This is a genomic window from Blautia sp. MSK20_18 (genome assembly GCF_020553125.1).
Taxonomy (GTDB): Bacteria; Bacillota; Clostridia; order Lachnospirales; family Lachnospiraceae; genus Blautia_A; species Blautia_A fusiformis.
Genome location: NZ_JAJCGR010000028.1, coordinates 1 through 25533, shown reverse-complemented (window position 1 = coordinate 25533; position 25533 = coordinate 1). Strand labels below are relative to the sequence as shown.

At 42.9% G+C, this 25533-nt stretch carries 10 protein-coding genes and 1 pseudogene; all 11 read right to left on the bottom strand.

Translation table 11 applies throughout. The features are described from left to right. Nucleotides 1-57 precede the first annotated feature (57 nt). Nucleotides 58-2814, bottom strand: a complete 2757-nt coding sequence (locus tag LI091_RS13845; protein WP_015514513.1) for a YodL domain-containing protein — start codon at nt 2812-2814, stop codon at nt 58-60. 76 nt (nt 2815-2890) lie between these two features. After that, complete coding sequence (locus LI091_RS13840; protein ID WP_265191274.1) at nt 2891-10573, bottom strand: DEAD/DEAH box helicase family protein; 7683 nt, start codon at nt 10571-10573, stop codon at nt 2891-2893. 68 nt (nt 10574-10641) lie between these two features. Next, on the bottom strand, nt 10642-11730 hold the full coding sequence (locus LI091_RS13835; protein ID WP_265191273.1) for a DUF5688 family protein: 1089 nt from the start codon (nt 11728-11730) through the stop codon (nt 10642-10644). 6 nt (nt 11731-11736) lie between these two features. Further along, nucleotides 11737-11877, bottom strand: coding sequence for a hypothetical protein (locus LI091_RS13830; RefSeq protein ID WP_008688072.1), 141 nt, complete (start codon nt 11875-11877; stop codon nt 11737-11739). 87 nt (nt 11878-11964) lie between these two features. Next, nucleotides 11965-18294: a SpaA isopeptide-forming pilin-related protein gene (locus LI091_RS13825; protein WP_265191272.1), complete on the bottom strand. Its 6330-nt coding sequence runs from the start codon at nt 18292-18294 to the stop codon at nt 11965-11967. Between the two features lie 68 nt (nt 18295-18362). Then, nucleotides 18363-20435 (bottom strand): DNA topoisomerase 3, encoded by a 2073-nt coding sequence (locus LI091_RS13820; protein ID WP_265191271.1) that lies wholly within the window; start codon nt 20433-20435, stop codon nt 18363-18365. Then, a complete protein-coding gene (locus LI091_RS13815) occupies nt 20436-21866 on the bottom strand; it encodes a CD1107 family mobile element protein (RefSeq protein ID WP_331463635.1) in 1431 nt (476 codons plus the stop codon). Next, on the bottom strand, nt 21820-22122 hold the full coding sequence (locus LI091_RS13810) for a DUF4315 family protein (protein WP_008688068.1): 303 nt from the start codon (nt 22120-22122) through the stop codon (nt 21820-21822). The genes LI091_RS13815 and LI091_RS13810 overlap by 47 nt, the downstream gene beginning before the upstream one ends. Before the next feature lie 40 nt (nt 22123-22162). Continuing rightward, nucleotides 22163-24964, bottom strand: a complete 2802-nt coding sequence (locus tag LI091_RS13805; RefSeq protein WP_174088908.1) for a CD1108 family mobile element protein — start codon at nt 24962-24964, stop codon at nt 22163-22165. An 18-nt stretch (nt 24965-24982) separates the two neighbouring features. After that, a complete protein-coding gene (locus LI091_RS13800) occupies nt 24983-25093 on the bottom strand; it encodes a hypothetical protein (protein WP_023922645.1) in 111 nt (36 codons plus the stop codon). Between the two features lie 18 nt (nt 25094-25111). After that, nucleotides 25112-25533: pseudogene (locus LI091_RS13795) on the bottom strand (VirB4-like conjugal transfer ATPase, CD1110 family); the annotation flags it as partial.

Here is a 25533-nt window from a genome sequence, read left to right as displayed (position 1 = left end):
CGCAATAAAGCCGGAAGCCACGTTATCATCCATGACCTCCGACTCGTTCTGCTTATTCTACACTGTCCTTACACCCAAATCAACTCCTCTCTCCGTTTTATCTTTTCCCTGCTTTTCTTGAATAATCCTCTTATTGATCTCAAGCCGTTCATGAATGGATAATTTCTTATCTTTTCCATCTACCGCCTGCTTCTGCTGTGCCGGTTTTCTATCTGTTTTTCCTACATCCTTAACAACTTCATTCGCTTCGGTACTTGTTACCCTCTCATCTGCTCTTCCTTCATATCTTTCTGCTATCTGCTGTTCTCGTCTCTCCTTCACACCTTTTTCCTCCAGATTGCAAAAACTCTGCAGATACGGAAGCACATGATTCTGCATGTCTGTCAGATCTTCCATATACTTTTGGAACTCTTCACTTCCTTTGCCTTTCTGGTAATTGATCCAATACTCATCTGTAAGCTTCATTTCATTATCATACTTCAACTGACTCACAATACCGCCATGTCCATTTCCAATATCCATTGACTTCTTAAAATGATGCAGCATCTGTTCACCTTTTTCCGCATAATATACAGTCACATATATCTTTGCAATTTTTGTAGGTTCCTCTGTCTTCGGATCACGTTTTGCATACCATTCTTTATCCATTTCTGCTGTTTTTGCATCCAGCTCAGACAGCTTCTGACATCTTGGATTCATGAGATCACTTTCTTCACAATAGTTTACATACACCATTGGTTCCATATCCTTTGGAAGTTCAGGTTCATAGGCTTTCAGTCTTTCAATCAATACTCCTGCACGAACAGACAGATCGCATTCTTCGTCTACAATATCCTTCAGATATGAAATATAGGAATGAATATTTCCACTTCTCAAATCCAGCATTACTTCCTGCACCGTATTTTCTCCCCTCTCCACATTATCTCGATACTCATACGGATCAAAAGCTTCTGCAATCTCATCCAGTGCCTCTGCCAGCTGTTCTGTGGTCATTTTCTCAGGATACATTGCTTCTCGAACATCCCTCATCGGTACATACTTGTAGTCCGGCAATGCTTCATGAATTTTCTCGATCCCTTCCCGTACCAGTGCAAGTTCTCCATAAAATCGAACATCATCCATCAGATCTCCGAATACGGTATTCCCTTTAACGATCGCAAATTCGGCTTCATCATAGTAACTGTCTTCCGGATCACGATAAATAATTCCCATTGAGCATCCCAGATACGCAGTTTTAGGATTCTCCCTATATTTTTCATAGACCGCAGCAATCTGATTAACATCGGTACTTTTTTCATAAGCTCCCATATCATGGAACTCATCACATTCTGTGGCGAAATATTCCAGATAAGGCTCTTTCTTCGGTGGCATATTATTAAGGACGTTATCAATCATGTTATAATTCGCCTCTTCCAGTTCCTCCACCTTTGCCAAAGGCTTATATTCGCCCTGGCTTTTCTGAATCTCTGCCATTACAACTTCATCCATTTCTTCTACTTTTTCCATCAACTGATCATAATCTCCACGGATGCGTTCTCCAGTCCAGCCTTCGTCTTCCAGAAGTTCCTCTGCCGCTTCTTCAATAGAAATTTGATCATTTTCATAGACGCCACCATCCATCAGACGAAAATCTTCATCGTAAAACGAATAATCATATCCTTCTTCTGTTCTCTGAATAGCAAAGTAACGTTCTCCTACCTCATATGCCAGTTCACTAAGAACCTGTTCTTCCAGATTCAGGAAAGAATCCAGCTGTTCAAAACTGATACTGTCTACAAAATGAGCGGTTACTTTTTCCCCGTCATTCAGAACTATGATATCACTGACAGACAGGGAATGCCCACGGAAATCTTCCGGTCTATCAATGTTGAACCTTTCAAAAATATCATCCAGTGACATATTTCCCGATAATTCCCCAACATAGACCAGCTTATAATCTTCTTTTTTTATCTGCATACCATGACTTTCAATAAAGCGCATATTCATAAATGCATAGTTTTCGCCCGGTGAATCGTCCTTGATCTGATAAATACCAAAGGTTCGCCTTGTTCCTAACAACAGGTTTGCCTCTTTCAAAGACTGAATCTGCGGATATTTCTGCATTTCCCATTCCAGGTTACGGAAACGCTCCAGTTCTGTCATAGACATCTGATAATGCTCCGGTCCTCGTTCAATTTCCATGCGTTCCGTGACATACATTGGTGATGAAAAATTAGTGATCAGATAGATATCTGCTCCGGCATCGTATAATTTCAGTGCTTCTTCCTGCTCAATGACACTCATAGGCTCCTGAAATGCTCCAAAATCTTCATCGGCATAATCCAGGTCATTCTCCTCTATCCGTTCCCACATCTGCGATTCCATGCCAAACAGACCTTCATGCGCCTGTATCATTTCTTTACTTGCATACTCTCCCTTGCTGCCATCGCTGCCCAGGCAATAAATCTTAGAACCCATTCTGTGATAATCCAAAGCTGCTTCTTTTCTAAGCGGCACCATGTCTTCTGCTGTATATCCATAATCACGTAATTCCAGCTTACCTATGGTTGGATCTGGTAGATCCTGAATATCCATTCTTGCATCATCCAGTAGATCCTCTACCCCTTCTTCATCTGCCTGGATCACTGCATCTGCTAGATTTCTTACCAGAGTCCTAACTTTCTCTTCCTCACCGATCAGATTCGCATATTCAAAAAGCTGTTCTTTTACATCTGTTGGAAATTCTATGCCTCTACGCTCTGCCTGACTGATCTGTCCCTGCGTGTATTCCTGCATTTTCTGTGTTTCTCTACCCGTTATCCTGTTTCTTGCCATATAAATTCCTCCTGTGTTCTAAAAAATGGCATAACCGACAGAACCTTCTTCTACCAAATTATGCCATCTTTCCTCTTTATTCCAGACCGAAGTCCCGTTTTCTGGTTTCCTTGCCAGTTTCACTTTCCCGCTGACTCTTTTCCTTATAAATCTGCAGTTTCTCATGGATAGAACCTCGTGCCGGTCTTTCTTCTTTCTCTTTTGATTCCGACTGCTCTGTTTCTGTATCTTCCCGTTCATCCATATTGAGAAGTGCATTTAACTCTGACAGTCGCTCCAGTTTTTGGTTCAGTTCCTCTTCTTTTGGAAATGGCTTCCCGACTTCCTCTTTGGCGTTTGTCATCTGCTCCTGTACCGTTTCCAGCCGTTGTTCTGCTTCTGCCAGTTTCTCCGGATAACTTTCTAAAAGATTATTGATACGAGTGATATTTCCTAGAGCATCGGCTCCCAATCGAACTTTAGCTACCGATTCATGCTTTACAGACAGGATAAACTCTTTGCTCCAACTGTCGAATTGGATTCTCATGTTAAATCCCTGATAGCTTCCAATATCCATAGCTGCATCCACAGACTTAATTTCTTTGCAGACCGCCAGAAGAGCCGCTCCTGCCTCTTTCTTTTCTGTGAACACTTTGCCACTGATTTCCATAGAAAACTGCTCTGGATCTGTGATTTTGTACTCAGAAAAATGAGCGATGTCTGCCTTGTAGCTGTCAATGATCTCTGTCAGTTTTGCAATCTGTTGTGGAAAATTCCTTGCAATATCATCTTCCAGTCGATACTGGTTATTCATGTGGTTGGCTTTTAAAAGTTTTAATTTTGCCACATCAACATCCAATGCCATCTTCTCTTTTACTGCCGGATTTCCGGTTGCAAGAGCTTTGACCTCTGCATAGGAAAGTGCCGCTTCGTCTACATCTTCACAGCTTCGCACAGGTGCTTTGCTGGTCATAATCTGAGAAATGAATTTCTGCTTGTTCTCAATCAACTGCCACATGTAGCTGTCAAATGTGGATTCAGTTACATACCGGAAGATATGAACCTTTTTATTATGGTTTCCCTGACGGATAATACGTCCTTCCCTCTGTTCCAAGTCAGATGGTTTCCAGCCAATATCCAGATGATGCAACGCAATCAGACGATCCTGCACATTGGTTCCTGCACCCATCTTTGCTGTAGAACCAATCAAAAAACGAACCTGTCCGGATTTCACTTTTCCAAACAGCTCCGTCTTCTTTGCTTCTGTATTTGCATCATGAATAAAAGCAATCTCTTTTTCCGGCACTCCTTTTTCCATCAGTTTCCGTTTCAGGTCGTCGTAGACATTAAAACTGCCATCGCCTTTCGGTGTACTCAAATCACAGAAAATCAATTGTGCTGATTTCTGTGCTGCTGTGTCTTTCCAGATTTCATAGCTTTTCTCTGCACAGACTGATATCTTGCTTTCCGGATTGTCTGGCAATAATTCGTTCACTAAACGCTGATCCAATGCTAACTTTCTTCCATCATTGGTGATTTTCAGCATATTATCAACCGCGGCATCTACTCCGCCATTTCTGACAACTTCCGCACGTTCTCCAAGGCTTTCTACGATTTCTTTCTGCTGTTCCGTTGGTTTCAGCACCACTGTTTCATATTCTGCTTCCGGCACAGGAAGCTTTAACTGATCGGAAGTCTTGATATCTGCAATCTCCTTGAACATATTCATCAGTTCCGGGATATTATAAAACCGTGCAAATCTGGACTTTGCACGATATCCTGTTCCTTCGGGAGCAAGTTCGATGCTCGTGACAACTTCTCCAAAAGTGGAAGCCCAGGAATCAAACAGTCCAAGTCCCATATTTTGTAATTTACTGTTCTGCAGATATCGCTGCATAACATATAATTCCGTCATACTATTGCTGATTGGTGTGCCCGTGGCAAAAGTAATGCCTTTTCCTCCAGTAATCTCATCCAGATACTGACATTTATTGAACATATCTGCCGACTTCTGTGCTTCGTTCTGTGCAATCCCGGCTACATTCCTCATTTTTGTATAGAGAAACGCATTTTTATAGCTGTGTGCTTCATCTACATACAAGTGATCTACTCCCAGTTCTTCAAACGTAACTACCTGATCTTTTTTTTCTTTCTGATTCAGCTTTTCCAGCCTTGTCTGCAGTGTCTTTCTGGTTTTTTCAATCTGTTTGACGGTATAACGTCCGCCATCCTGTTCATACCTTGCACTCTGAATCGCCATTTCCAGATCATCAATCTGCTTCCGCAGCATAGCTTCCTGCCTCTCATCAGAGATTGGTATACGCTCAAACTGGGAATGACCAATAATAATAGCATCGTAATTTCCCATAGCGATTCTGGCACAGAACTTTTTCCGATTCGCCGGTTCAAAATCTTTCTTGGTTGCCACCAGAATATTGGCACCTGGATATAACTGCAGGAATTCTGCTCCCCACTGCTCCGTCAAATGGTTTGGAACGACAAAGAGGTTTTTCTGAGATAATCCCAGACGTTTGCTCTCCATTGCAGCCGCTACCATCTCGTAGGTCTTCCCAGCTCCTACTACATGAGCAAGAAGCACATTATCACCATAAAGCTGATGTGCGACTGCATTTTTCTGGTGTGGGCGAAGCTCAATTTCCGGATTCATTCCAGGGAATGTCAGATGGCTGCCATCATATTCACGAGGTCGGATACTGTTAAATCGTTCATTGTAAACTTTTACCAGTCTTTCACGCCTCTGCTGATCTTTAAAAATCCAATCCTTAAATGCTGCTTTCATGGCATCCTGCTTCTGTGATGCCAGCATGGTTTCTTTCTTATTGAGGACACGGATTTCATCACCATTCTCATTGACACTCTTATCATAGATGCGTACATCTTTCAGGTTCAGGGTATCTTCCAGAATCTTATAGGCATTTGCTCTCTCAGTTCCATACGTTGCATAGGCAAACGCATTTCTCGGACTGTCGGCATTCTTTCCTGTAATCCTCCATTCACCATTGACCTCAGAGTATTTTACCTGTATTTCCTTCTGTGCAAGATACCACGGGGTATGAAGCAGTTCCCGCATAAAGTCCTGATAATCCGATGGTTCAATCCAGGTTGCCCCAATCCTTATTTCTATTTCAGATGCTTCCAGATTTCTTGGCTGAACTGCCTCCAATGCACGGACATTCGGTGTAAATTCCGGACGATTCTCTGCAAAGGTTCTCGCAGTATTTAATTTATCCCTGACATTTCCGGACAGATATTCATCTCCGCTCTCCCACTGGTCTGTCAGTGGATTCTTAAAGATAACTCCAACCAGTTCCTCCGTGATTTTTTCTTCTGTCTTTCCAGTCAGCTGTGCCATATAGTTCAGATCCACCTTTGCTCTTTCATTCAAAGATAATGCTAACGCTTCTGTCGCTGTCTCAACGCTTGTCACAGCGACCGCCTTTTTAATGGTTCGCTTAGTAAACATGTCTGCTTTTCGTTTCAGCGTTCCATCTTCGTTCAAGTCTTCCAGTGAACACAGCAGACAATAAGAAGAGTCATCAGAAAATGCACGTTTGTTGGCATTACTTCCAATGACTCCATACTTTGCCGTGTAGGTATCATATACCTGATTCAGTTTCTCCTGCTGTTTCTGGATTTCTTCGTCTGTGACGGATTCCTCCATCTGCATGGCGATCAACTCCCGGACAGTATCACGGATTGCAACCATGCCTTTTACACGTTCTGCAGTAGCGGCAGGCATCTTCACCTGATTCATCAATGAGTTGACACGGTAATATACCTGATCATCTACCACCGTATAGCTGTAATTTCGGATATTTGGATCTGCCGGAATACTCTCTGGCATCTCATCCAGTTCTGTTTCCACATCTACTGCCGGTACCATGCTTCCATGAATGTTCTTGACCGCTTCTGCAAGCTGGAGTTCAAGGTCAGCACCTTCTATCGGCATACAAGTTGTTTCCGTACCATATGGACCCGATACTTCTTTCATCTCACCCAGAATCATTTCAGGATGGTCTGCAAAATACTGGTTGACTGTAATTCCATTGGTATCACTTCCAAGATTCACCCACTCCGGCATCTCTTTTGTCATGCTGTCACGCTTCTGGAAAAACAAAATATCAGCACTGACTTCTGTTCCTGCATTTGCCTTAAAAGCTGTGTTGGGCAGTCGGATTGCTCCCAACAGATCTGCCCTCTCTGCCAGATATTTCCGTACTTCCGGTGACGCCTTATCCATGGTTCCCTTTGTTGTGATCAACGCAGCCACACCACCTGGCCGTAACTGATCTATCGTTTTGGCAAGAAAGTAATCATGAATCATGAAATTGAAGCGATCATACTGACGGTCATTGACCTTATATGCACCGAATGGCACATTTCCAATCGCCACATCAAAGAAATCATTAGGATAATCTGTCTTCTCAAAACCTTTGATCTGAATATTGGCATCAGGATAGAGCAGCTTTGCAATTCTGCCGCTGATGCTGTCCAATTCCACACCATAAAGTTTGGACTGGTTTAGATTCTCCGGAAGCATTCCAAAAAAGTTCCCGACTCCCATAGATGGCTCCAGGATATTTCCTTTTGTAAATCCCAGATTCTCCAACACCTGATACATACTGTCAATCACAATCGGCTGTGTATAATGAGCATTTAAGGTGGAAGCTCTGGCGGCAGCATATTCCTCCGGTGTAAGAACCGTCTTTAATTCCAGATATTCTGTCTCCCATGCAGCTTTTGTTTCATCAAATGCATCTGCAAGACCTCCCCAGCCAACGTACCTGGATAAAATCTCCTGTTCCTCTGGTGTCGCATTACGGTTCTCATCCTCACATTTCTTCAACAGCTGGATTGCCATGATATTGGCACGGAACTTTTCTTTTGCTGTACCCTGTCCAAGCTCATCATCTGTGATGCGGAAGTTCGTTGCTGGAATCGGTTCTGATATTCCGTTAATCTCTTCCAAAGATTCTTTTTCTTCCGATACCTCAACTTCTCCAGATAATTCTTTTTCTTTTTTATCATAATCTGTCCACACACGATTAGAAATAGCAGTGAAATACGAGGACTCTTCCTCCATTATTTCTTCCCTGATTTCCCGTAATTTATCTAGGGTATCCGCATTTACTGTTTTGTTGTGATAATGATAATAAAGTACTTCTTGTCCAAGTTTTACATCCAGACGTTCCAATTCTTGTGTTGACATTCGATTCCAAATATCATCTTTTTCCGTATGAATCGTGAAACCTTCTCCATCATCATGATATTCTAATGTGTATTGAAGTTGATTCTCTTCTCCCTTAACTTTGCAATCAAAATCATGAATTGTTGTTCTGGTACCAGACATATATTCTGAATCAACTAATTGCAAATCAGTTATATCTTCAGCGGTCAAAGTATCCTGCTTCTGTTGTTCTCCTAACATCTGCTGTGCTTCTTCCAGATCTGCCTGTCTTTGTGCTTCCTGTCGCTCTTCGTACTTTTCCATTTCTTCTGGTGACAAATAATCATCTGTGCGGATTAACTGGCAGACACGTTCTGCAACTTTGTTCCACTTTAATAAAACTTCTACCTCTGGACTGCCAATTTTCCCTTTTGCAAGTTTTAATCCTTTTGCATCATGGGATGCGTCGGAAGCACCTGCTCCTGGTATTCCGGGTGAAGAACCACCTGTTCCATACTCATTTTTCAGGAACTCAGCTGCATCTTTCATATCATGGTGCTCCATGAAATATTCGTAAATCCGGTTACGTCCTCCGGCAGTAATTCCGCCTCTTCTTAACACTGCATCAATTTCATCCTGTGTGATAAAGGACAGTGCCGGTCGCTCTACCTTGAATTGCTGATCCACCCAGAAACGCTCCCTCTGGAGATCTTTATAACGCTGGAAATATTCCGGATTATGCTGGATTTCCCAACGATGATAATCTTCTGGATTCTTTTCCATATCTTCCTGAAGCCATTCAAAACGATAGGCAGTCGCAGCTGCTTCTTCTGGATCTGTCCAAGCTGCTCCCACTACGTCCTGCCAGTCAGAATAAGACAGCTGTTCTTCTCTGTTTCTGCTCGTATCACGAAAATGGAGTGCCAGAAGATCAGTCATTTCTTCCTGCTCCTGCTCGATAGCATTATTGGAGATAAGATTATCAACGTAATTTCCTTCCTCATACATATCCCAGATCCTGTCAGCAGCTTCTTCCCACGTAACGATACGGTCAAAGTTTCTTCTTGCAGAGTCACCTCTCCGGATACGGATACCATCGTTGTCGTACCAGATACTGATTTTCTGATTATCTATGGTAAATCCTTTTCCTCCGGTGCCATATTCATCTTTCAGGAAACTTTGCATTTCTTCATTATCCAGACCTTCGATCAGTCTTGCAGTAATGTGAAACAGTGTATTTTTCTGTCCACTTCCTGTTCGGAGAATATCGTCTACCACTTCATCAGAAATAAGAAAAGCAGCTGGCTGTTCTAATGCAGCTGCCGCTTTCCTTATTTCTCCTAACTGTTCTTCTTCTGTTGGGAACAGGCTTAACTGTAAATAATCTCCTGGATCACCAGTTCCTCTGCCTGTGCTTTGATCTGGTTCATGTGTCTGGTCCACGCCATTGTGTCTGCCATCTTGTCCGGTGCCGGATCTTTCTCCAGAAGTTCGTTTATCAGGTTGTCTACTCTCTGTCTTGCCTGACTGTCGACCTCCATCAGATGACTGTCCAGACGGTTCTGCAGTGTCAGAATGTTGAACCTGGCTACTTTGTGACTTCTCAGATACTCTTTCCGCATCATTCCGTACTTCCCGATTGTTCCGCTTGTCTCTTCTAGGCTGATATCCGGAATCTGATACTCTCCGTTCTGGCTGTAACTGATCTCTCTCATAGTCCGTTTCCTCCTTATTTTCTTCTCTATTTTCTGTGTTATTTGTTTTGTTTTCACGAATTAACGTGTTAAATTCATTATAGACTACTTCTTTTTCTTTTGCAACCATTTTCAGGTCATTTTCCAGATCATTCAACACATACCGTCCAATCTGCATCAGGACTGGCCTGCTGATTTCGTTGACTGCACTTCCCAGATGTCCTAATATTTTCAGCTGATTGAAGTCCGTAATATGCCGAAAATCCTCTGCATCCAGATATTCCTGTACATCCAGTCCACACCGGTTTAGTAATACATACCAGACACTATTGGTCATCAGTTCCCGAAATTCGACTTCCTGATTCTGTTCGTCCAGTTCTTCCAGAAATGTCCCTGTTACGTCAAGTCTCAGTTCTTCCAATGCATCAGGAAGCCATTCCTGCATACTCTCCTTCGCTGCCTGATGCAGGCTTTCAGCAAGTCCTCCTTCCGTATCTTCCAGTGATAATTGCTCCTGCAGATAATCTGCCACCAGCTGTTCTCCTTCCACCGGAAGATTCCATAACTGAGGATCCTTTCCAAGATTCCGCACTTTATAAGTGTCCTGCACATCAAATACATACCGAAGTTTTGTTTTCGGTCCGGAAGTATTGTCAATCAAGGCAATCCCCTTGGATCCCTTTTTGATCCAGCGGTACATCTTCTGATTCCAGATTTCCATGGATGCTACGGCAGTTGCTTCCGGTCGCTGTGCATAAATTAAAAGCTGTTCTGGAAAAATATACTTATACAGTCTGGATGCCGTGTTTAGGAACCGCATCCATTCCTGCGGACTGGCAGCTACATCTTTTGCCACCTCTTCCGTCAGCTGTTCCATTGCATATAATTTATTTGCCATGTGCTACTCCTTTTCATAAAATCAGGGACTGCTTGGCACAGTCCCCTTAAAATCATCGTTGCTTCTCTTTATAATGCTGCGGCAAGATCTTTTGACTTATTTTTTGGCACTTTGTCTGCTTCTTTTGCCTTGATTTCTGCCTTAGCTTTCTCCAATCTTCCATGGATTCCACCTTTTACTTCCGCTTTTTCGGCTGCTTTTTCCTTTTCCAAACGAGCTTCCCTGCGCTCAGCATTTTCCATTACTGCAGTCTTTTTGTCACAAAACTGAACCTTATCGGAAAGCTGTTCCTGTCTTTCCACCTGTGTCTCATTGACTTCCTGTACCATCGCATTTAATTCTGGAACCTGAAAAATACCGTTATCCGGGAGAATCAGCACTTCATGAACGGAAGATGGGATAACAAAGTAATCACTTCCCAGGCATTCCCCAATCTGTTTCCGAATATCTTCCTGCAGTAACAGGGAAGCTCCATTCATCTTAGATTCATTGGTAAGGCAGAACATTGGATTCTCCACAGTTTCCATATCCAGTTTTTCATTCAAAAGATTCTTCGGTGTTCCTCCAAAAATCATAGATTCGATAATCTGTGTCATACCCACCAGTTGCACGCCTCTGTTCGTATCTGCCATCATCGCATCTGCCTGAATCTGTTCGACAGATACTCCCCATTCGTTCATCAGAGAAACAGTTACTGGAATACTGCTGATTCCCTCTCCATTTTCCTCCAGATTTACTGCATAATAAGCTGCAAAATCTCCGTGTTCTGTGACTACTTTGTCTGCCAAACGATCGGTATTCCATTCTTTGTCACAAATTCTCATCTGTAATTTGTCCTTCATCTTCTCATAATCAAGAATATCCGGAACTCCCATATCAAAAAATTCTGCTTTACCCTGTGCTTCAATACGCATATCAGCTACATCCCCAACACAAGAATCTACATCTTTCCCATTGATATATTCCTGGTAGAGGGAATCCAGATAGACTGTCGGTACGATTCTCTGATTCCCATTTGGAATTGTAATGCCAGTAAGCTTCAGTCCATTGTTTTTTTCTACTTCCTGAAGTTTAATTTCTGCGTCCCTGTAAGACTCTGGCAGATACTCCTTTACATTGTCTTTGACATATTCATAAAATTCTTTTCTGTTCATCATACGCTTTTACCCCTTTCTGATCATGTGATGGTTCATTCTTTTTCTGCTGACCATCTGCTCAGCTTTCTTCTGATAAGCCATCATTCTCTTTACTGTTTTCTCCTGGTTTTTTCGTGCTTCCTGTCTTTTTTCCATTGCTTTCATCATAGTTTTCTGTTCCTTTCTGTGATTTTTTGTATGAAAAAGGGAGCCTCACATAGAAGCTCCCAATCATAACCGTTGGTTTTAGTTTCCTTATTTGGTTTTCCTTTTTCTACTGATATAAAGTCCTGCCATACCTCCTGTGGAGATTACCAGAAGCAGAATCGGCAGCCAGATATTCGTGCTGTCACCTGTTTTTGGTGCATTTGATACCTTTGTCTCTTCATGGGACTGTGGTGTATCCGGTGTGTTCGGTGTTTCTGGAACTTCCGGTTTCTCATTTGTCAGATTGAAAGTAACTTCCACGACTGGTGTACTGTCATTCACATAAGCAAATGTCACTTCATGCTTGGTCTGATCCAGTGTGTATCCATCCAGTGTTTTTGTTTCCACCAGATAATACTTGATTGCTGTATCATATTTGCCGTTCTTAAATGTGGCAATCTCATACAGCTTACTTTCTGCATGACCGGCAGCGTCTGTCCTTAAGGTTTCCAGAACTTTTCCTTTGCTGTCACGGAGTTCAAATTCTACCCCTTTCAGCGGTTCTCCTGACGATTTATCTGCCTTATTGAGAATCACTTTTCCCTTGGCAGTATCATCTTTCATAGCCACTTTCTGGACTTCTCCAGTATCCTTCACCTCAAATGTCACATCAGATGTCAGAAGATATCCTTTCGGTGCCTGCTCTTCACGCAAGGTATATTTACCGATTGGCAGTTTTTCGATATAGTGTGCTTCCTCTGTGGAAGTCCAGCTCTCTACTACCTGATCATCCTTATCGAGAATCGTCAGTTTCGCACCTGGAATCTCAGTTTCTCCTGTGATATCCGTCTTACTGATCTGCACTTTTGTCACATCATCTTTCATCTCATGCTTCTGAACCTCTGCTGTATTCTCTACTGTAAAAATAATACTTTCTGCAGTGACATATCCATCTGCCGGTTTTGTCTCTGTCATGGTGTATTCTTTACCAACAACCAGTTCTTTGATCACATGGGATTCTTCCGTAGAAGTCCATTCATCTACTGTATTGCCATCTGAATCCGTCACTTTCAGGTGTGCACCTGGAAGTTCTTTACCTGTTGTCAGGTCTGTTTTGGTCAGCTCCACTGTGGTTGACTGATTTTCAAAAGTAAAGTCGTAGCTTACTTCTGCCTGGTCTTCTCCGGCATATTCAAAGGTAAATTCCTGTACTTCATCTGTTGTAACAAATCCGTCAGGTGCATAGATTTCTTTCACATAGTATTTTCCGTCTACCGGAAGATCTGCCGTAAAAGTGATCTGTCCTTTTTCATCCGTTACTCGCTGCTCGATCAGACTGTCTTTCTCAAGAAGTACCTCGCCCTTTGCATTTTTTATATTTTCACTGGTATAAAGACCGAAGACACCACCTGCAAGGACACGTTCTGTATCTTTTTCTTTCTTCAGAACCGCAACCTTTACTTTCTGACGGGCATTCTGCCATTTCTCATCATAAGTGATGACTGGTGTGTCCTGATCACGGTAGGAAAGATCAACATATCTCGGCTCTTTGTCCAGCACATAACCATGGGCTGTTTTTACTTCCTTCACATAGTATTTTCCAGCCGGGAGATCTCCCATCTGTGCAATACCATTGGAATCTGTGGTAATGGTTCCCACTTTTTCATCTACTTTGAAATAATCTTCACTGACACCATCTGCCGCTTTAATATCTTCCGCAGCAAATACATCGAACGTCACATCTGTAAGGCTTCCGGTTACATACTCAAAAAGATGCTCCACGGTACCTTTTACATGATCCAAAAGTGTCACTTTATCCAAAAACTCTCCATTTTTGTTGATGATCAGAAGTCCTGTCGGTACTTCATCTTTCATCTCTACTTTCTGAATCTCGGCGGTATCTTCCAGCGTGAACTTCACATCCGTTGCTTTCAGATATCCATAAGGTGCCATTTCCTCACGAAGAGTGTATTCCTCTCCAACTGTCAGGCGTTTGATCACATGTGGCTGATCTTTTACAGACGTCCACTGATCCACAACATTTCCTTCTTTATCAAGAACGGTGAGTTTCGCCCCATCCAGCTCCACACCTGTTGTTACATCAGATTTCATGATTTCTACTGTTGTCGGCTGGTTCTTTTTCACAGTTTTCAGTTTTACTGTCTTCACATCCTGTCCCTGGTAAGAAGCATCCAGATTCAGAACTTCATCAGAGGATACGAATCCCACCGGTGCTTTTAACTCTTTCACATAATACTGTCCAAGTGGCAGATCCAGCGTACATACTGCAAGACCATCGTTATCAGAAGTCATTTCCTGTAAGAGTGTGTCTGCTTTCACGATCACTTTTCCATCTGCCTTAATATCCGCTTTGTTATAGATACCAAAGACAGCTCCTGCTACGGTTGCACCATTTTCTGCATCCTGTTTTTCTACCTGGATTACAACTTTCTGTCGGTCATCGCCAACAGTCACTTCCTGTTCGATCACAGGTGTATCCTGATTGGCATAGACAAATGCGACTTCTGATCTGTCATGGTTCAGTACGAATCTTTCCGGTGCAGTCTTTTCTACCACATAGTAAGAACCAAGCGGCAGATTCTCTGCAACTGCTTTTCCGTCTTCCCCGGTCGTTACCGTTGTTACCAGTGCATCTTTTGCATAGATCAGCTGTCTGTTTCCGTTTTCATCTTTCTGATAATCCGGTGTATAGATATTTTCAGCTGCATAGACATTAAATTCCGCACCCTTCAGGTATCTTTCTTCATAAACAAAATCCTTTTTGAATCCGGTCAGCATTTCACCTTTTTTATAGATCGTCAGCTTTCCTTTTACCGGATGGTTCTCGTAATCTACCGTAATAATGGCATCTCCGCTCTCAGAATCCATCTGGTATGCTGTGTTTGCATCCACCGCAATCTCTACATAGTTCTTATTGATTGTGTACCCTTCCGGTGCATTAACTTCCTCAATCCGGTAATGTCCGATCTTCAGATTCTTCGGCATGATCAGATATCCCTGGCTGTCCGTAAAATAGGACTTATGGGTTGTTGTCACTGGGTAAGTTGTTACCTGTTCCACATACTTTTTGTTGTCCAGGTCATATACCTTAAATTCTGTTCCGGCAATCAATACGGATTTCTTTGTTTCATCGTCTTTTTTCACGATTTTCAGTTTTGCCTTAAACTCTTCATCCAGAAGCACTCGCCAGATCTGTGGCTCATTTGGATGATGCTCTGTGATATTCACTTCAAAATCATCGACTGGCTTGTAGTTGTGCGGTGTTGTTGTCTCACGCACGATATAGCTTCCAAATGGTAATGGAATACTGCAGGCATACCCTTTTTCATCTGTGAAAATCTCAGTTGCTCCATTTTCTCCACTCACTACTGGTTTTGCAGAATCAAAATCATAACTTCCATCTGCTTTCTTTGTAAGGGAAGATTTCAGATAAACTGTAAATCCAGCTCCGGATAACAGATCTGCATCGGTCTTTCCATTGTTGGCTGCTTTAATGATCTGGAATGGCTGCTTGATGACCTGCTCACTGGAAGTGCACTCTCTTTTTACTTCTGCTGTCATATCTCCTTCATAACTGCACGTAAGATCATGCTCTTCTGTATCTTCCAGGTATCCGGTCGGAGGTGTAATCTCTTTGATATAATATTTGCCAAGATACAAGCCATTTACAGAAACCTGTCCTTTGTCATCTGTTGTAAGAGAAGCTACCTGTTCTCCTGCTTTATAAATAGTTCCTGTTGCTCCGTCCGGATGCACGATATTTTCACGGGCATACAGACCATAAACTGCACCTTCCAGTGTGGCATCTCCCTGTGGTACTGCTTTTCCTGTTTCTTTATCAACTTTGAATAAATTGATTTTTGCTGTCACACGGTCATTGCTGAAGGTATGGGCAAATGATACGGTTGCTTCTTTATCATTGGTGTAAGAAAACTTGAACGTATACACATCTTCTGTATTTCTTACATAGCCTTCCGGTGCCTGATCTTCTTTTACAAAATAGGAATATCCAATCGGAAGATCTGCTGTGAATTTTGCAGTTCCATCTGTGCCAGTAGTTGCTTTCTCAATCAGTGTTCCTTTTTTCACAACAACGGTTCCGTCTGCATTTCTAATATCATCGGATGCATACAGAGCAAAAATACCGCCATTCAGTGGTTTCTTGGTGTCTTTATCCTGTTTTACTACGGAAACATCTGCTTTCTGTCTCTCGTTGTTAAAAGTCACATCTGCAAATACAACTTCTTTATTCTGTCCGGCATAGGTCAGAGTCACTGGCTTTTCTTCGCTGCCGTTATAGAAATTGTCCGGTGCTTTTGCTTCTTTTACCACATAGGTTCCAAGATGCAGGTTTTTCAGTGTGACAGAACCATTCTCACCTGTTGTCAGATTTTCTTTTACCAGGTCACCTTTGCTGTACACTTTTGTGCCATAAGCAGTTACGATATCCGCTCCGGCATACACGTTATACACTGCATTTTTCTGTCTGCGGTTTTCATACTGAAATACCGTTCCATTTTCACTGACATCTGCTCCGGTAAGAACTTGTCCTTCTTTATAAATGGTAAGTTCTGCACTCTGCTCTTTGTTTACCACAATTACAGAAGATGTCTTACCGACTACCAGATTAACATTCGTCGCAGTTGCACTTACCGCATATCCCTGTGGTGCTGTGATTTCTTTCAGATAAACAGTATCCTGTGTCTTGATGATCGTTACAGAGGATTTTCCATTCTTATCTGTGGCAGGCATCTGAGCGATCAAGTTGGTGCAGGCTGCATCGCTGTATACGCCAAATACCGCACCTTTCAGGTTGATATCACCAGCCTCATCTTTCTTTACGATTTCGATGGTAGCCTGTTCAATCCAGGACACTTTAAAATCAACATATTTTTCGTCTGTTACACCCTCACCAAACACCAGAGCTAAGTCCTGTGTATCGGATCCGGTAGAAATTTTATAAGCAGAGTAATCTTTTGTAATACTTCCCTTCATGGTAGAGGACCAGCTCTGTCCCACATCACTCACCTGTGTCAGTGGTGCAGAAAGATAAAACTTTGTTCCTCCGCAAATTTCTACACTTGCACCAGCTTTACTTGTTGTGCCTGTGCTTAGATTATGAAGTTTCACACCAGACGGAAGCTTCATCGTAATTGTCTGCAGCTTATCTGCTTTAAATGTAATATCTTTGGTTCTCTGTGAATTGCCATCCACATAAGCTTTTACATCTCCATCAGAAAATGACATTGCTACATCCGGAATTTCCGGCTGAGAAACACAGTAGTTATACAACTTCATTGCTAAGTTTTTGGCTGTACTGTTTGCTCCGGAAAAGGCATCTCCACTTCCGTTTGCATAAGAAGCAGCCAGATGGACAAGAATAAACTTAGCTCCTGCACTCAGATTTCCATAACCATTCTCTTCTGTAAAGAATCCTTCATCACCTGCAGCCTTGGTTCCGTAATAACAAACCTTTGCAAGTGCTTTACCATCACTAACCTTACTAATGGTATAATTCCCTGTTCCCGGTCCTGGTTTTGATGGCTGTACACAATAAGCTGTTGCAGAAACATTTCCAAACTTAACCGTGTACTTGTAGGTCAGATAAGATCCATACCCATAATCTGCATAACTGTACATAGCTCCTCTGGTAACAGATACTTTCTGTGCAGCCCTTGCACTTGTCATTGCCATAAAGGTAATGGTTTCACCAGCTTCCATGGCATATAAATCGATTCCTTCCTCTTCAGCCTGCTCCAGGGCATCCGATACCGTCAGTCCTGTTTCCGGATCCGTTGTGTTTTCGGTATCTTCTTCCATATCCGGTAACAGTTCGCTTGCCTGGGACTCAAACTCCTCCAGCTCACCTTCCGTCACTTCCTCTGTTGGAAGCAATTCCGAGTCTGCTTCTGAATCCTCCGTTTCCTCTGTCTGCTGTTCACTGCCAGCTGTTTCGGATTCGGTTACTGCTTCACTCCCTGCAGTTTCTGTCTGCACTTCTGTTTCTTTCTCAAGCACAATCAGCTTTCGGCTGATCTGATACTTCGGATGCTCCTGATTTACCGGTTCCACATAATAGACCGCTTTGTAAGTGTCCGCATGATCTGTCGTAAAATCCTCATTCTTATCATTCTTTGCTTCCTCAAATGTGACTTTGACCTTGTTATCATCCTTGATTTCCAGTCCGGTATAATCTGATTTCACATCAAATACACTGCCTGTTTCGATTTCATAATCTTTGGCAGTCACCACCTCATCTTCATCCAGAAGGTCTTTCACTTCCTCATAAAGTGGAGGTTTCTCCTCTGGCTGGATCTCCGCTGCATATGCCGTCATCGGAGATAGCACTGTACTAAGCATTGTCATGCCTGCCAGCAAGCCAGATACTACTTTTCTAAAATTACCTTTTTTCTTCATGCTAAGGTCCTCTCTTTCATATATTTGTATTAAAACAGACAGTCCTTAGACTGCCTGCAATACACTACTTATCGTTGTGGAAAAATCAGATTGAACTGTACATTTCCCTCTCCGGGATCAACCATCTCCACAGTTGCTTCGTACTGTCTCCCTGTTTTTCTTGATACCAGATCCTTATAATGGATTTTTCCTTTAGACAGGAACTTCTTTGCTGCCGTCTTATCCATCTTTTTTCCCTGGCTTGCAAGGAATTTATCATTCTTCCACAAGGTAAAAGCACAGTTCCGATCAGAACAGTAGAAATTTACTTTTCCTTCCCGGACATCTGCTCCACATCGGGGACATTTGCCAATGACTTCTCCTTTTGCCTTTCCCTGAAACTGATTTTTCTTCTCTTCTGAAATACCCTGATACCTGGCAACCAGTTCCTGCATCAGTTCTGTAATCCCATTTAGGAATTCATCTGCTGTCTCTGTATTCTGGGCAATGTGATTCAATGCCATTTCCCACTCTGCGGTCATCTTCGGAGATTTAATCTCATCTGGCAGAACCGTAATCAGTACATTACCATCATCTGTCGGCACCAGATTTTTCTTTTCCCTTTTCACAAAACCAGACTGAATCAGTTTTTCAATGATTGCTGCCCTTGTTGCCGGAGTACCAAGTCCTTTCTTTTCCGTATCTTCGGTCAGTTCTTCATTCCCTGCACGTTCCATCGCAGAAAGCAGGGTATCTTCTGTGTACTGTTTCGGTGGCTGTGTAAAATGCTCCGATACAAAAGAATCACAGGGACCGTAATGCTTGCCTGCCCAGATATCCAGCTCCGGCTCTTCTTTCTCAATCTTTACTCCAAAGAACTGTTTTAATTTATTTTCGATTGCCTTGAATCCTTCCTGCTTTGTTTTCTTTGCTGTGAGATAAAACGTATGATAATTGCAGGTGATCTGGCATTTATGGCTTTCATAAATATAAGGATCTGCAGTTGCTGTCAGAACCCTGGCACTGATCAGATACAAAATCTTGCGGTTTCGTTCTTTCAGTTCACCAATATCTGCTTTGGCTACTTCCATGGTTGGGATAATCGCATGGTGATCGGATACTTTCTTTGAATTTAATACCTTACTCACGTCTGGGTGATATTCCAGACCTTCAGCATAAGGCATTTTCCCAAGTAACATCTGAATCAGTGTTTCAGTGCTTTCTCCCATCTCATCTGTCAGATACTGGCTGTCTGTTCTCGGATAAGTGACCAGCTTCTGCTCATACATCTCCTGCACGGCATCCAATGTCTGCTGTGCGGTATAGCCAAACATTCTGTTTGCTTCCCTCTGCAGAGTGGTCAGATCATAAAGTTTCGGAGAGCGGACCGTTTTCTCTTTCACATCATCCTTCTCCACTTCACACATACGCTCCATACAGTCCGCAGCCACTTTATCTGCATCTTCTTTTTTCTGAAAATGCTCTGTGACCGCATCCATCTCGTCAAACTTGATATGAGCCATATAATATTTTTCTTTGGTAAATTCCTTGATCTTCTGATTTCGATCCACGATCATGGCAAGTGTTGGTGTCTGCACTCTTCCAACTTTCAGATTCTGGTTATACAGAACGGAAAAAAGACGGCTCGCATTGATTCCCACCAGCCAGTCTGCCTTTGCCCTGCAAAGTGCTGACTGATAGAGACTGTCATAACACGAACCGTCTTTTAATGACGCAAATCCTTCTTTAATTGCCTGTTCCTCCATGGAAGAAATCCATAACCGTTTCATCGGCTTTTTGCATTCTGCCTGCTCATATACCAAACGAAAGATTAACTCTCCTTCACGTCCTGCATCAGTAGCACAAATCACTTCATCTACTTTGGAATCTCTCATCAGTTTTTTCAAGATTCCAAACTGTTTCTTTGTGCCCTCCAAAATCTTGTGTTTCCAATATTCAGGCACAATCGGCAGATCTTCATATTTCCATTTTTTATATTTTTCATCGTATTCCGATGCATCGCATAATCCAACCAGATGTCCTACGCACCAGGAAACGATATAACCGTTTCCCTCCACGTAACCATCTTTTCTTGTTCTGGCTCCAATCACGGAAGCCAGTGCCATCGCAACCGATGGTTTTTCTGCAATCACTAACTTCATTTACTCCTGCTCCTCTTCTTCATCTTCCAGCACATTATCGTCAAAATCTTCATCTCTCAGGATTTCCGGTTCTGTACTTTCTTCCTGCTCATCTGCATCGTCTACTTCCCGTTTTTCTGACTCTGAATCTTCGGATTCATCTTCATCCTCCTCCATCTCATCCTCGTCATCATATTCATGCTTTGGTTTATAGACTTTGAAGTAATATCCTCCTGCCGCAGCTCCGACTGCAACCAGTGCAATCAAAAGATACGTTCCAAATGGACTTTTATCTTCTGGCATCTGAATGTCATCCTCTACCTTATCTTTCTCAGCTGACTCTGTCGTTTCCGGTTTTTCTTCCTCTGCTTTTTTCTCTGGTTCTGCATAAACAGTATCTACTTCCGGAAGTGTCACGGAATCAGAAAGTGTGAAGTTCATCAGATCTTTCTCACTAACTTCGGTAAGGAAATACACATTATCCTGCGATTTTGAATTGTCGATGATCAGATAGAAAATCTTACCACTCTTAGTTGAAATGGTATAAAACTCTTTTGTGCCTTCCGTAGCTGTTTTAGTAACAGAATCTGCTGTCTCGCCTTCTTTATTAAGCTGTTCCTCAATACCTGTTACTGTCCGATCATCCACAGTTCCTTTTGCATCTGTCGGCTCAGAAGCTTGTGCATCCTGCGGAAGCGGAGAAGTCGTTGTTTTCTCAGTTCCAGTTGCATCTGCACTGGTCGTAGTTGCCATTGCACCATTACTGTCACTGGAAGTTTTCTGTTTCTCTGCCTGCTTCTTTGCCCATTCATAATAAGGATTCTGCAACACATACTTTTCAGAAGTATTTCCAGCACCGTCTGTTACCGTAATCTCAATCTGTTTTGTAGTAAAATCTTTCTGTGTCAGTTGCACTCTCAGCATTCCATCCTTCAAGTCTGTATAAGTGGTGCCATTGACTGTTACCGCAGTAATCCCGGATACTGTATCATTCCCCTGAATCGTCAACACACCATCTGTCAGGGAAGCAGAGAGTGTCGGCTTTTCTGTGTCATAACACTTGATAGAGCGATTCTGCTCATAGACTTTCCCCTCACCATCTGTCACACGCACATACACTGTCTGATTTCCTGAGATCGTGATACTTCCGCTTCCAGTTACATCCTGCCAGCTTCCATCTTTTCCTGCTTTTGCTTCAATCTTTGCTATTGAGAAACCTTCCGGCATATGACTGGCATCTACCGTAACAGCAATGGTTGTTTCGCCCTGTTTCCAGCCATCCGGTTTCTCAATCGTGATTGCAGGTGTGGTATTCTCAGCTGCATAAGCAGTCTGTGTCTGGAGCAAAGGTGTTGTCAGGCAAAGAAATGTCGTTGCTGCAAGCAAACTCTTTTTCACCCTGCTTTTAGTAGTTGTTCTCTTCTTCTGTTTCATTTTTTCCAGATTCATCATCGGCTTTTGTTTCCTCCTTCTGTATTTCTACCCTGCCGGGCAGTTCATTTTTCATTCTCTTTTTGAAAGCTTCCAATTCTGGAATACTCATATCCATTGCACGGATAATTCTTACAATTTCCAGATTCTCCGCTTCTGTTTTTGCAATCTCCGCAGCCTTGAACCGCTTTAAATCTGCTTCATATCTGGCTTTGGATGCTTCCATTTTTTCCTTGGCTTTCTCATAATCTGCCGTTGCTTTTTCAAGACTTTTCATCTCTTCTCCTTTCCGGGCGGCTGTTATACCGCCCTTTTCCTTACCATCGCCCGAATCCATAGAAATGGCTCTGCCAGTATGGAGAGTTGATGGACGTGTACTGAACCGGATGCCCACAATGGATCATCTGACCATTGCCCACATAGATTCCAATATGCGTTACTGGTTCTCCTGCATCGTAGGTTCCGGTAAAGAAGATCAGATCTCCCGGCTGTGCTTCTGACTGAGATACCGGAGTGCAAATGTCGTACAATCCTTGTGCTGTTAGTCTTCCTGTATTCCTTACACCAGAGTTTGTCAGACAGTAGCTTACAAATCCGGAACAGTCAAATCCGCTAGGAGAGTATCCGCCCCACACATACGGTGTTCCAAGATATTTTGCAGCCTCTTCCAGTAAACGTTGCGCTGCTTCACTGGTATATTCATTACCGCCAAAGCCTGCCCCTTCTCCTGTTTCCAGATAAAAGATCGGGTTCAACCGTTCTCCATTTTTCAGAAGCTCAATATGAAGATGGCTTCCTGTAGAATTTCCGGTATTTCCTACAAGACCGATCTCATCACCTTTCGTGACGGATGCACCTGCAGATACACTCCGGCTGCTTAAATGTGCATACCGCAGTTCATAGCCTTTACTGTCCTTGATTACAACATAATTGCCATAGCTGTCGTTATAAGCAGAAGTTGTAACCGTTCCGGTCAGCCCTGCCATTACTTTTGTTCCTTCCGGTGCCCCGATATCCATACCATTGTGTAACTGATTTGCCCCGGAAATCGGATGGATTCTGTATCCATAGTAGCTTGTTACACTGGAATACCAGTTAAAATCAACCGGTGTTGCAAACATCTGCAGGTTGCCTTTGGTATCGTTGTAGGCACTGAACAGTTCTTTCTGGAAGAATCCCAGCCTGTCCTGACAGATTGACATCAGGTTTCCACTGGTCAATGTTACATTCAGCGTGTCCACATCTCTGGTTCTGGTCACTTCGACTTCATTGCTTCCGTTATCATCTGCAAGATAACATTCCCAGGTCTGATGTCCATGTGCAGATGCTGCCGCATGACTGTCATAATAGACATCAAATTGTACACCGTATCTTGCGAAAGCTCCGGTATCTTCTACGGTATATTCGACACCATTCATAACTACCTTTGTTCCCATTGGAACAAACGGATTGGAAGCATCTACCGCTAAGGTATGATTGGCAGTTGGATATGCTCCACTGGCAGTCGGTCCTCCGCTCCAAATACCACAACAGATTGGACAGTTACAATATCCACTGGTCACAACCTGTCCCAAAGATTCTCCAACTCTTACTGTTGCTGTCTCCGTTACAGTCTCATTGACTGCTTCAGTAGTTAAATGATATTGCTCTGCAAACAAGGCGTCCAGCTCCGGCTTGACCTGTTCAAAAGTAAATTCTTCATACTTTGCAGACAGATAACTAATCAGGATAAACGGATCATGCTCAATAGGTCCGATGTTATATCGGTATTCCTCATGTCCTGGTTCTTCAGATTCCATATTGTTGATCCACTCCTGCAGATTAGCTTCCAGCTGTGTGTAATACAGTTCCGCTTCCCGGATTGCCTGATCCGATGACAGATAACTGGTTCCGGTGTAAGTGATCACATTTTGTAAAAACACTGCAGAGCATGACGTGACATTCGTTATGATCAGAAACATCAATCCGATCAGAACTGCTACACTGATATACACCTTCCGGTTTTCTTTAAAAAAGTTGGTGACTTTGCCGCCAATCTTCTTGATATAATCAATCGTACCTTTTGTAGCTGTTCCTACTGTCTGTTCACTTCGCTTCGCTTTGGCATAATCCCGTTTGATCTGTTGCTTCTGAATCTGTTTTTTCAGTTTCTTCTGTTCCTGACGGGCTGCCGCCTGTGTCTGTTTCTCTTCCTGTCTTTCAAGTCTGCTTCTTTTTCTGAATGCCCTCTGTTTCCTGCGTCTGGCACTTCTCTGTTCCAGCCGGTAAACACCTTCGCCGCTTTCTTCTAACTTATGGGCACCTTCTACCGCCGCATTATCGTCTTCATTTTTGCTGATCTCACGGTGCAATGCTGCGGAAGCTGCACTTCCTGCTTTCTTGACAACAGAAGTTTTTTCTGTTTTCACAGATTCCCCTTCGCCAAACTTCAAGCGGGATTTCTTCTTTCCAGGAGCTTCTCCATCATTTGCCTGATAGACCTGTGCCTTCTTGGAATGCTGCTTTGCTTCCTTCTTCTTTTTTGCTTCCTCATAAGAAAACTTTTTGGCTTTTTCCTTCTGTTTCTGATGTCGGAAATTGACTCCATCCGTATCCATCTGGTTCAATTTCTCCATATCTTTATCATTTTTCACAGAAGCACCAGTTTCCTCATAAGCAAACTTCAAACGCTGTTTTTGTTTTGGCTTTTTGCTACCACCGGTCTGATTTCTCCGGCTGTCTCCTCTGTTTTCTGATAGATCCGCACGTTTTTCTTTCAGTCTCCCTGACTGTCCGGCTTCGGATTTTTCTGCAAGTCTGGATTCTTTTCCGACTTCAGCACGGATTCTTTTTCTATTTTGCTGTTTTCTACTCTGTCCAAGATCCTCACTTTGCTTCTCTGCCCGTATCAGTTCCGGTGCATCTCTGGATTTTTGCACAGAGGGACGAATATTTTTTCCACTCCGTTCAGACTGGCGGGAAGACTTATCCACAAGGCTTACTTCTTTTTCCCCCTGTTTTCCTCCCATCTGCACATCACTGGCACGGTTACTGACACGAACAGAAGATTTATCCGTCAGGTTTTCTTCCACCAGACCATCCTTGGTCATTTTCTGGACTTTCTTATCCCTGACTTTCATTCTCTGTTCTGCCACTGATTACTCCTCCTTCTTCGGATACCCTTTCCCTGCCTGTAATAAACAAAGAAAAGCGATGCCAAATACAGCACCGCCACAAAATGTCAATCCATATGAAATTACCTGTAACATTGTTTTACTCCTCCTGTATTACCCTGCTTCGGCTGTTTCCTCCGGGCGGGTTGTCATAATCTTATAAAGGGAATTCTTCGGGAATCTGTCTACAAACGGAATAATCACATTTCCATAGAACAGAAGTCCTTCACCCTCATTACTGTTGGTTACATAAGACAGCTGGGTTGGTGAAATATTCAACTGTTTAGCCAGAATCTGCCTGTCACCGGATGCCTGGTTGAGCATATAGATAAAATCAGAGTTTTCAAAAATATTCTCGATTTCCCTGGAAGCTAAAAGATCCTTAATGTTCTGGGTAATTCCTGTCGGAATACCGCCCCATTTACGGAATCGCTTCCAGATTTCCACGCTGTAGGCTGCTGTCTGTTCTTCTTTTAAGAGAAATCTCGATAGGTCAGACGCTTTCACGCCTTTCGCCCCGAGCCACACCGTGCAAG

What these genes read in the sequence shown, in the direction of transcription:
- LI091_RS13845 (WP_015514513.1), bottom strand. Translation starts at nt 2,814, where the DNA reads ATGGCAAGAAACAGGATAACGGGTAGAGAAACACAGAAAATGCAGGAA.
- LI091_RS13830 (WP_008688072.1), bottom strand. Translation starts at nt 11,877, where the DNA reads ATGATGAAAGCAATGGAAAAAAGACAGGAAGCACGAAAAAACCAGGAG.
- LI091_RS13840 (WP_265191274.1), bottom strand. Translation starts at nt 10,573, where the DNA reads ATGGCAAATAAATTATATGCAATGGAACAGCTGACGGAAGAGGTGGCA.
- LI091_RS13835 (WP_265191273.1), bottom strand. Translation starts at nt 11,730, where the DNA reads ATGATGAACAGAAAAGAATTTTATGAATATGTCAAAGACAATGTAAAG.
- LI091_RS13815 (WP_331463635.1), bottom strand. Translation starts at nt 21,866, where the DNA reads ATGATGAATCTGGAAAAAATGAAACAGAAGAAGAGAACAACTACTAAA.
- LI091_RS13800 (WP_023922645.1), bottom strand. Translation starts at nt 25,093, where the DNA reads ATGTTACAGGTAATTTCATATGGATTGACATTTTGTGGCGGTGCTGTA.
- LI091_RS13810 (WP_008688068.1), bottom strand. Translation starts at nt 22,122, where the DNA reads ATGAAAAGTCTTGAAAAAGCAACGGCAGATTATGAGAAAGCCAAGGAA.
- LI091_RS13805 (WP_174088908.1), bottom strand. Translation starts at nt 24,964, where the DNA reads ATGAAAGTCAGGGATAAGAAAGTCCAGAAAATGACCAAGGATGGTCTG.
- LI091_RS13820 (WP_265191271.1), bottom strand. Translation starts at nt 20,435, where the DNA reads ATGAAGTTAGTGATTGCAGAAAAACCATCGGTTGCGATGGCACTGGCT.
- LI091_RS13825 (WP_265191272.1), bottom strand. Translation starts at nt 18,294, where the DNA reads ATGAAGAAAAAAGGTAATTTTAGAAAAGTAGTATCTGGCTTGCTGGCA.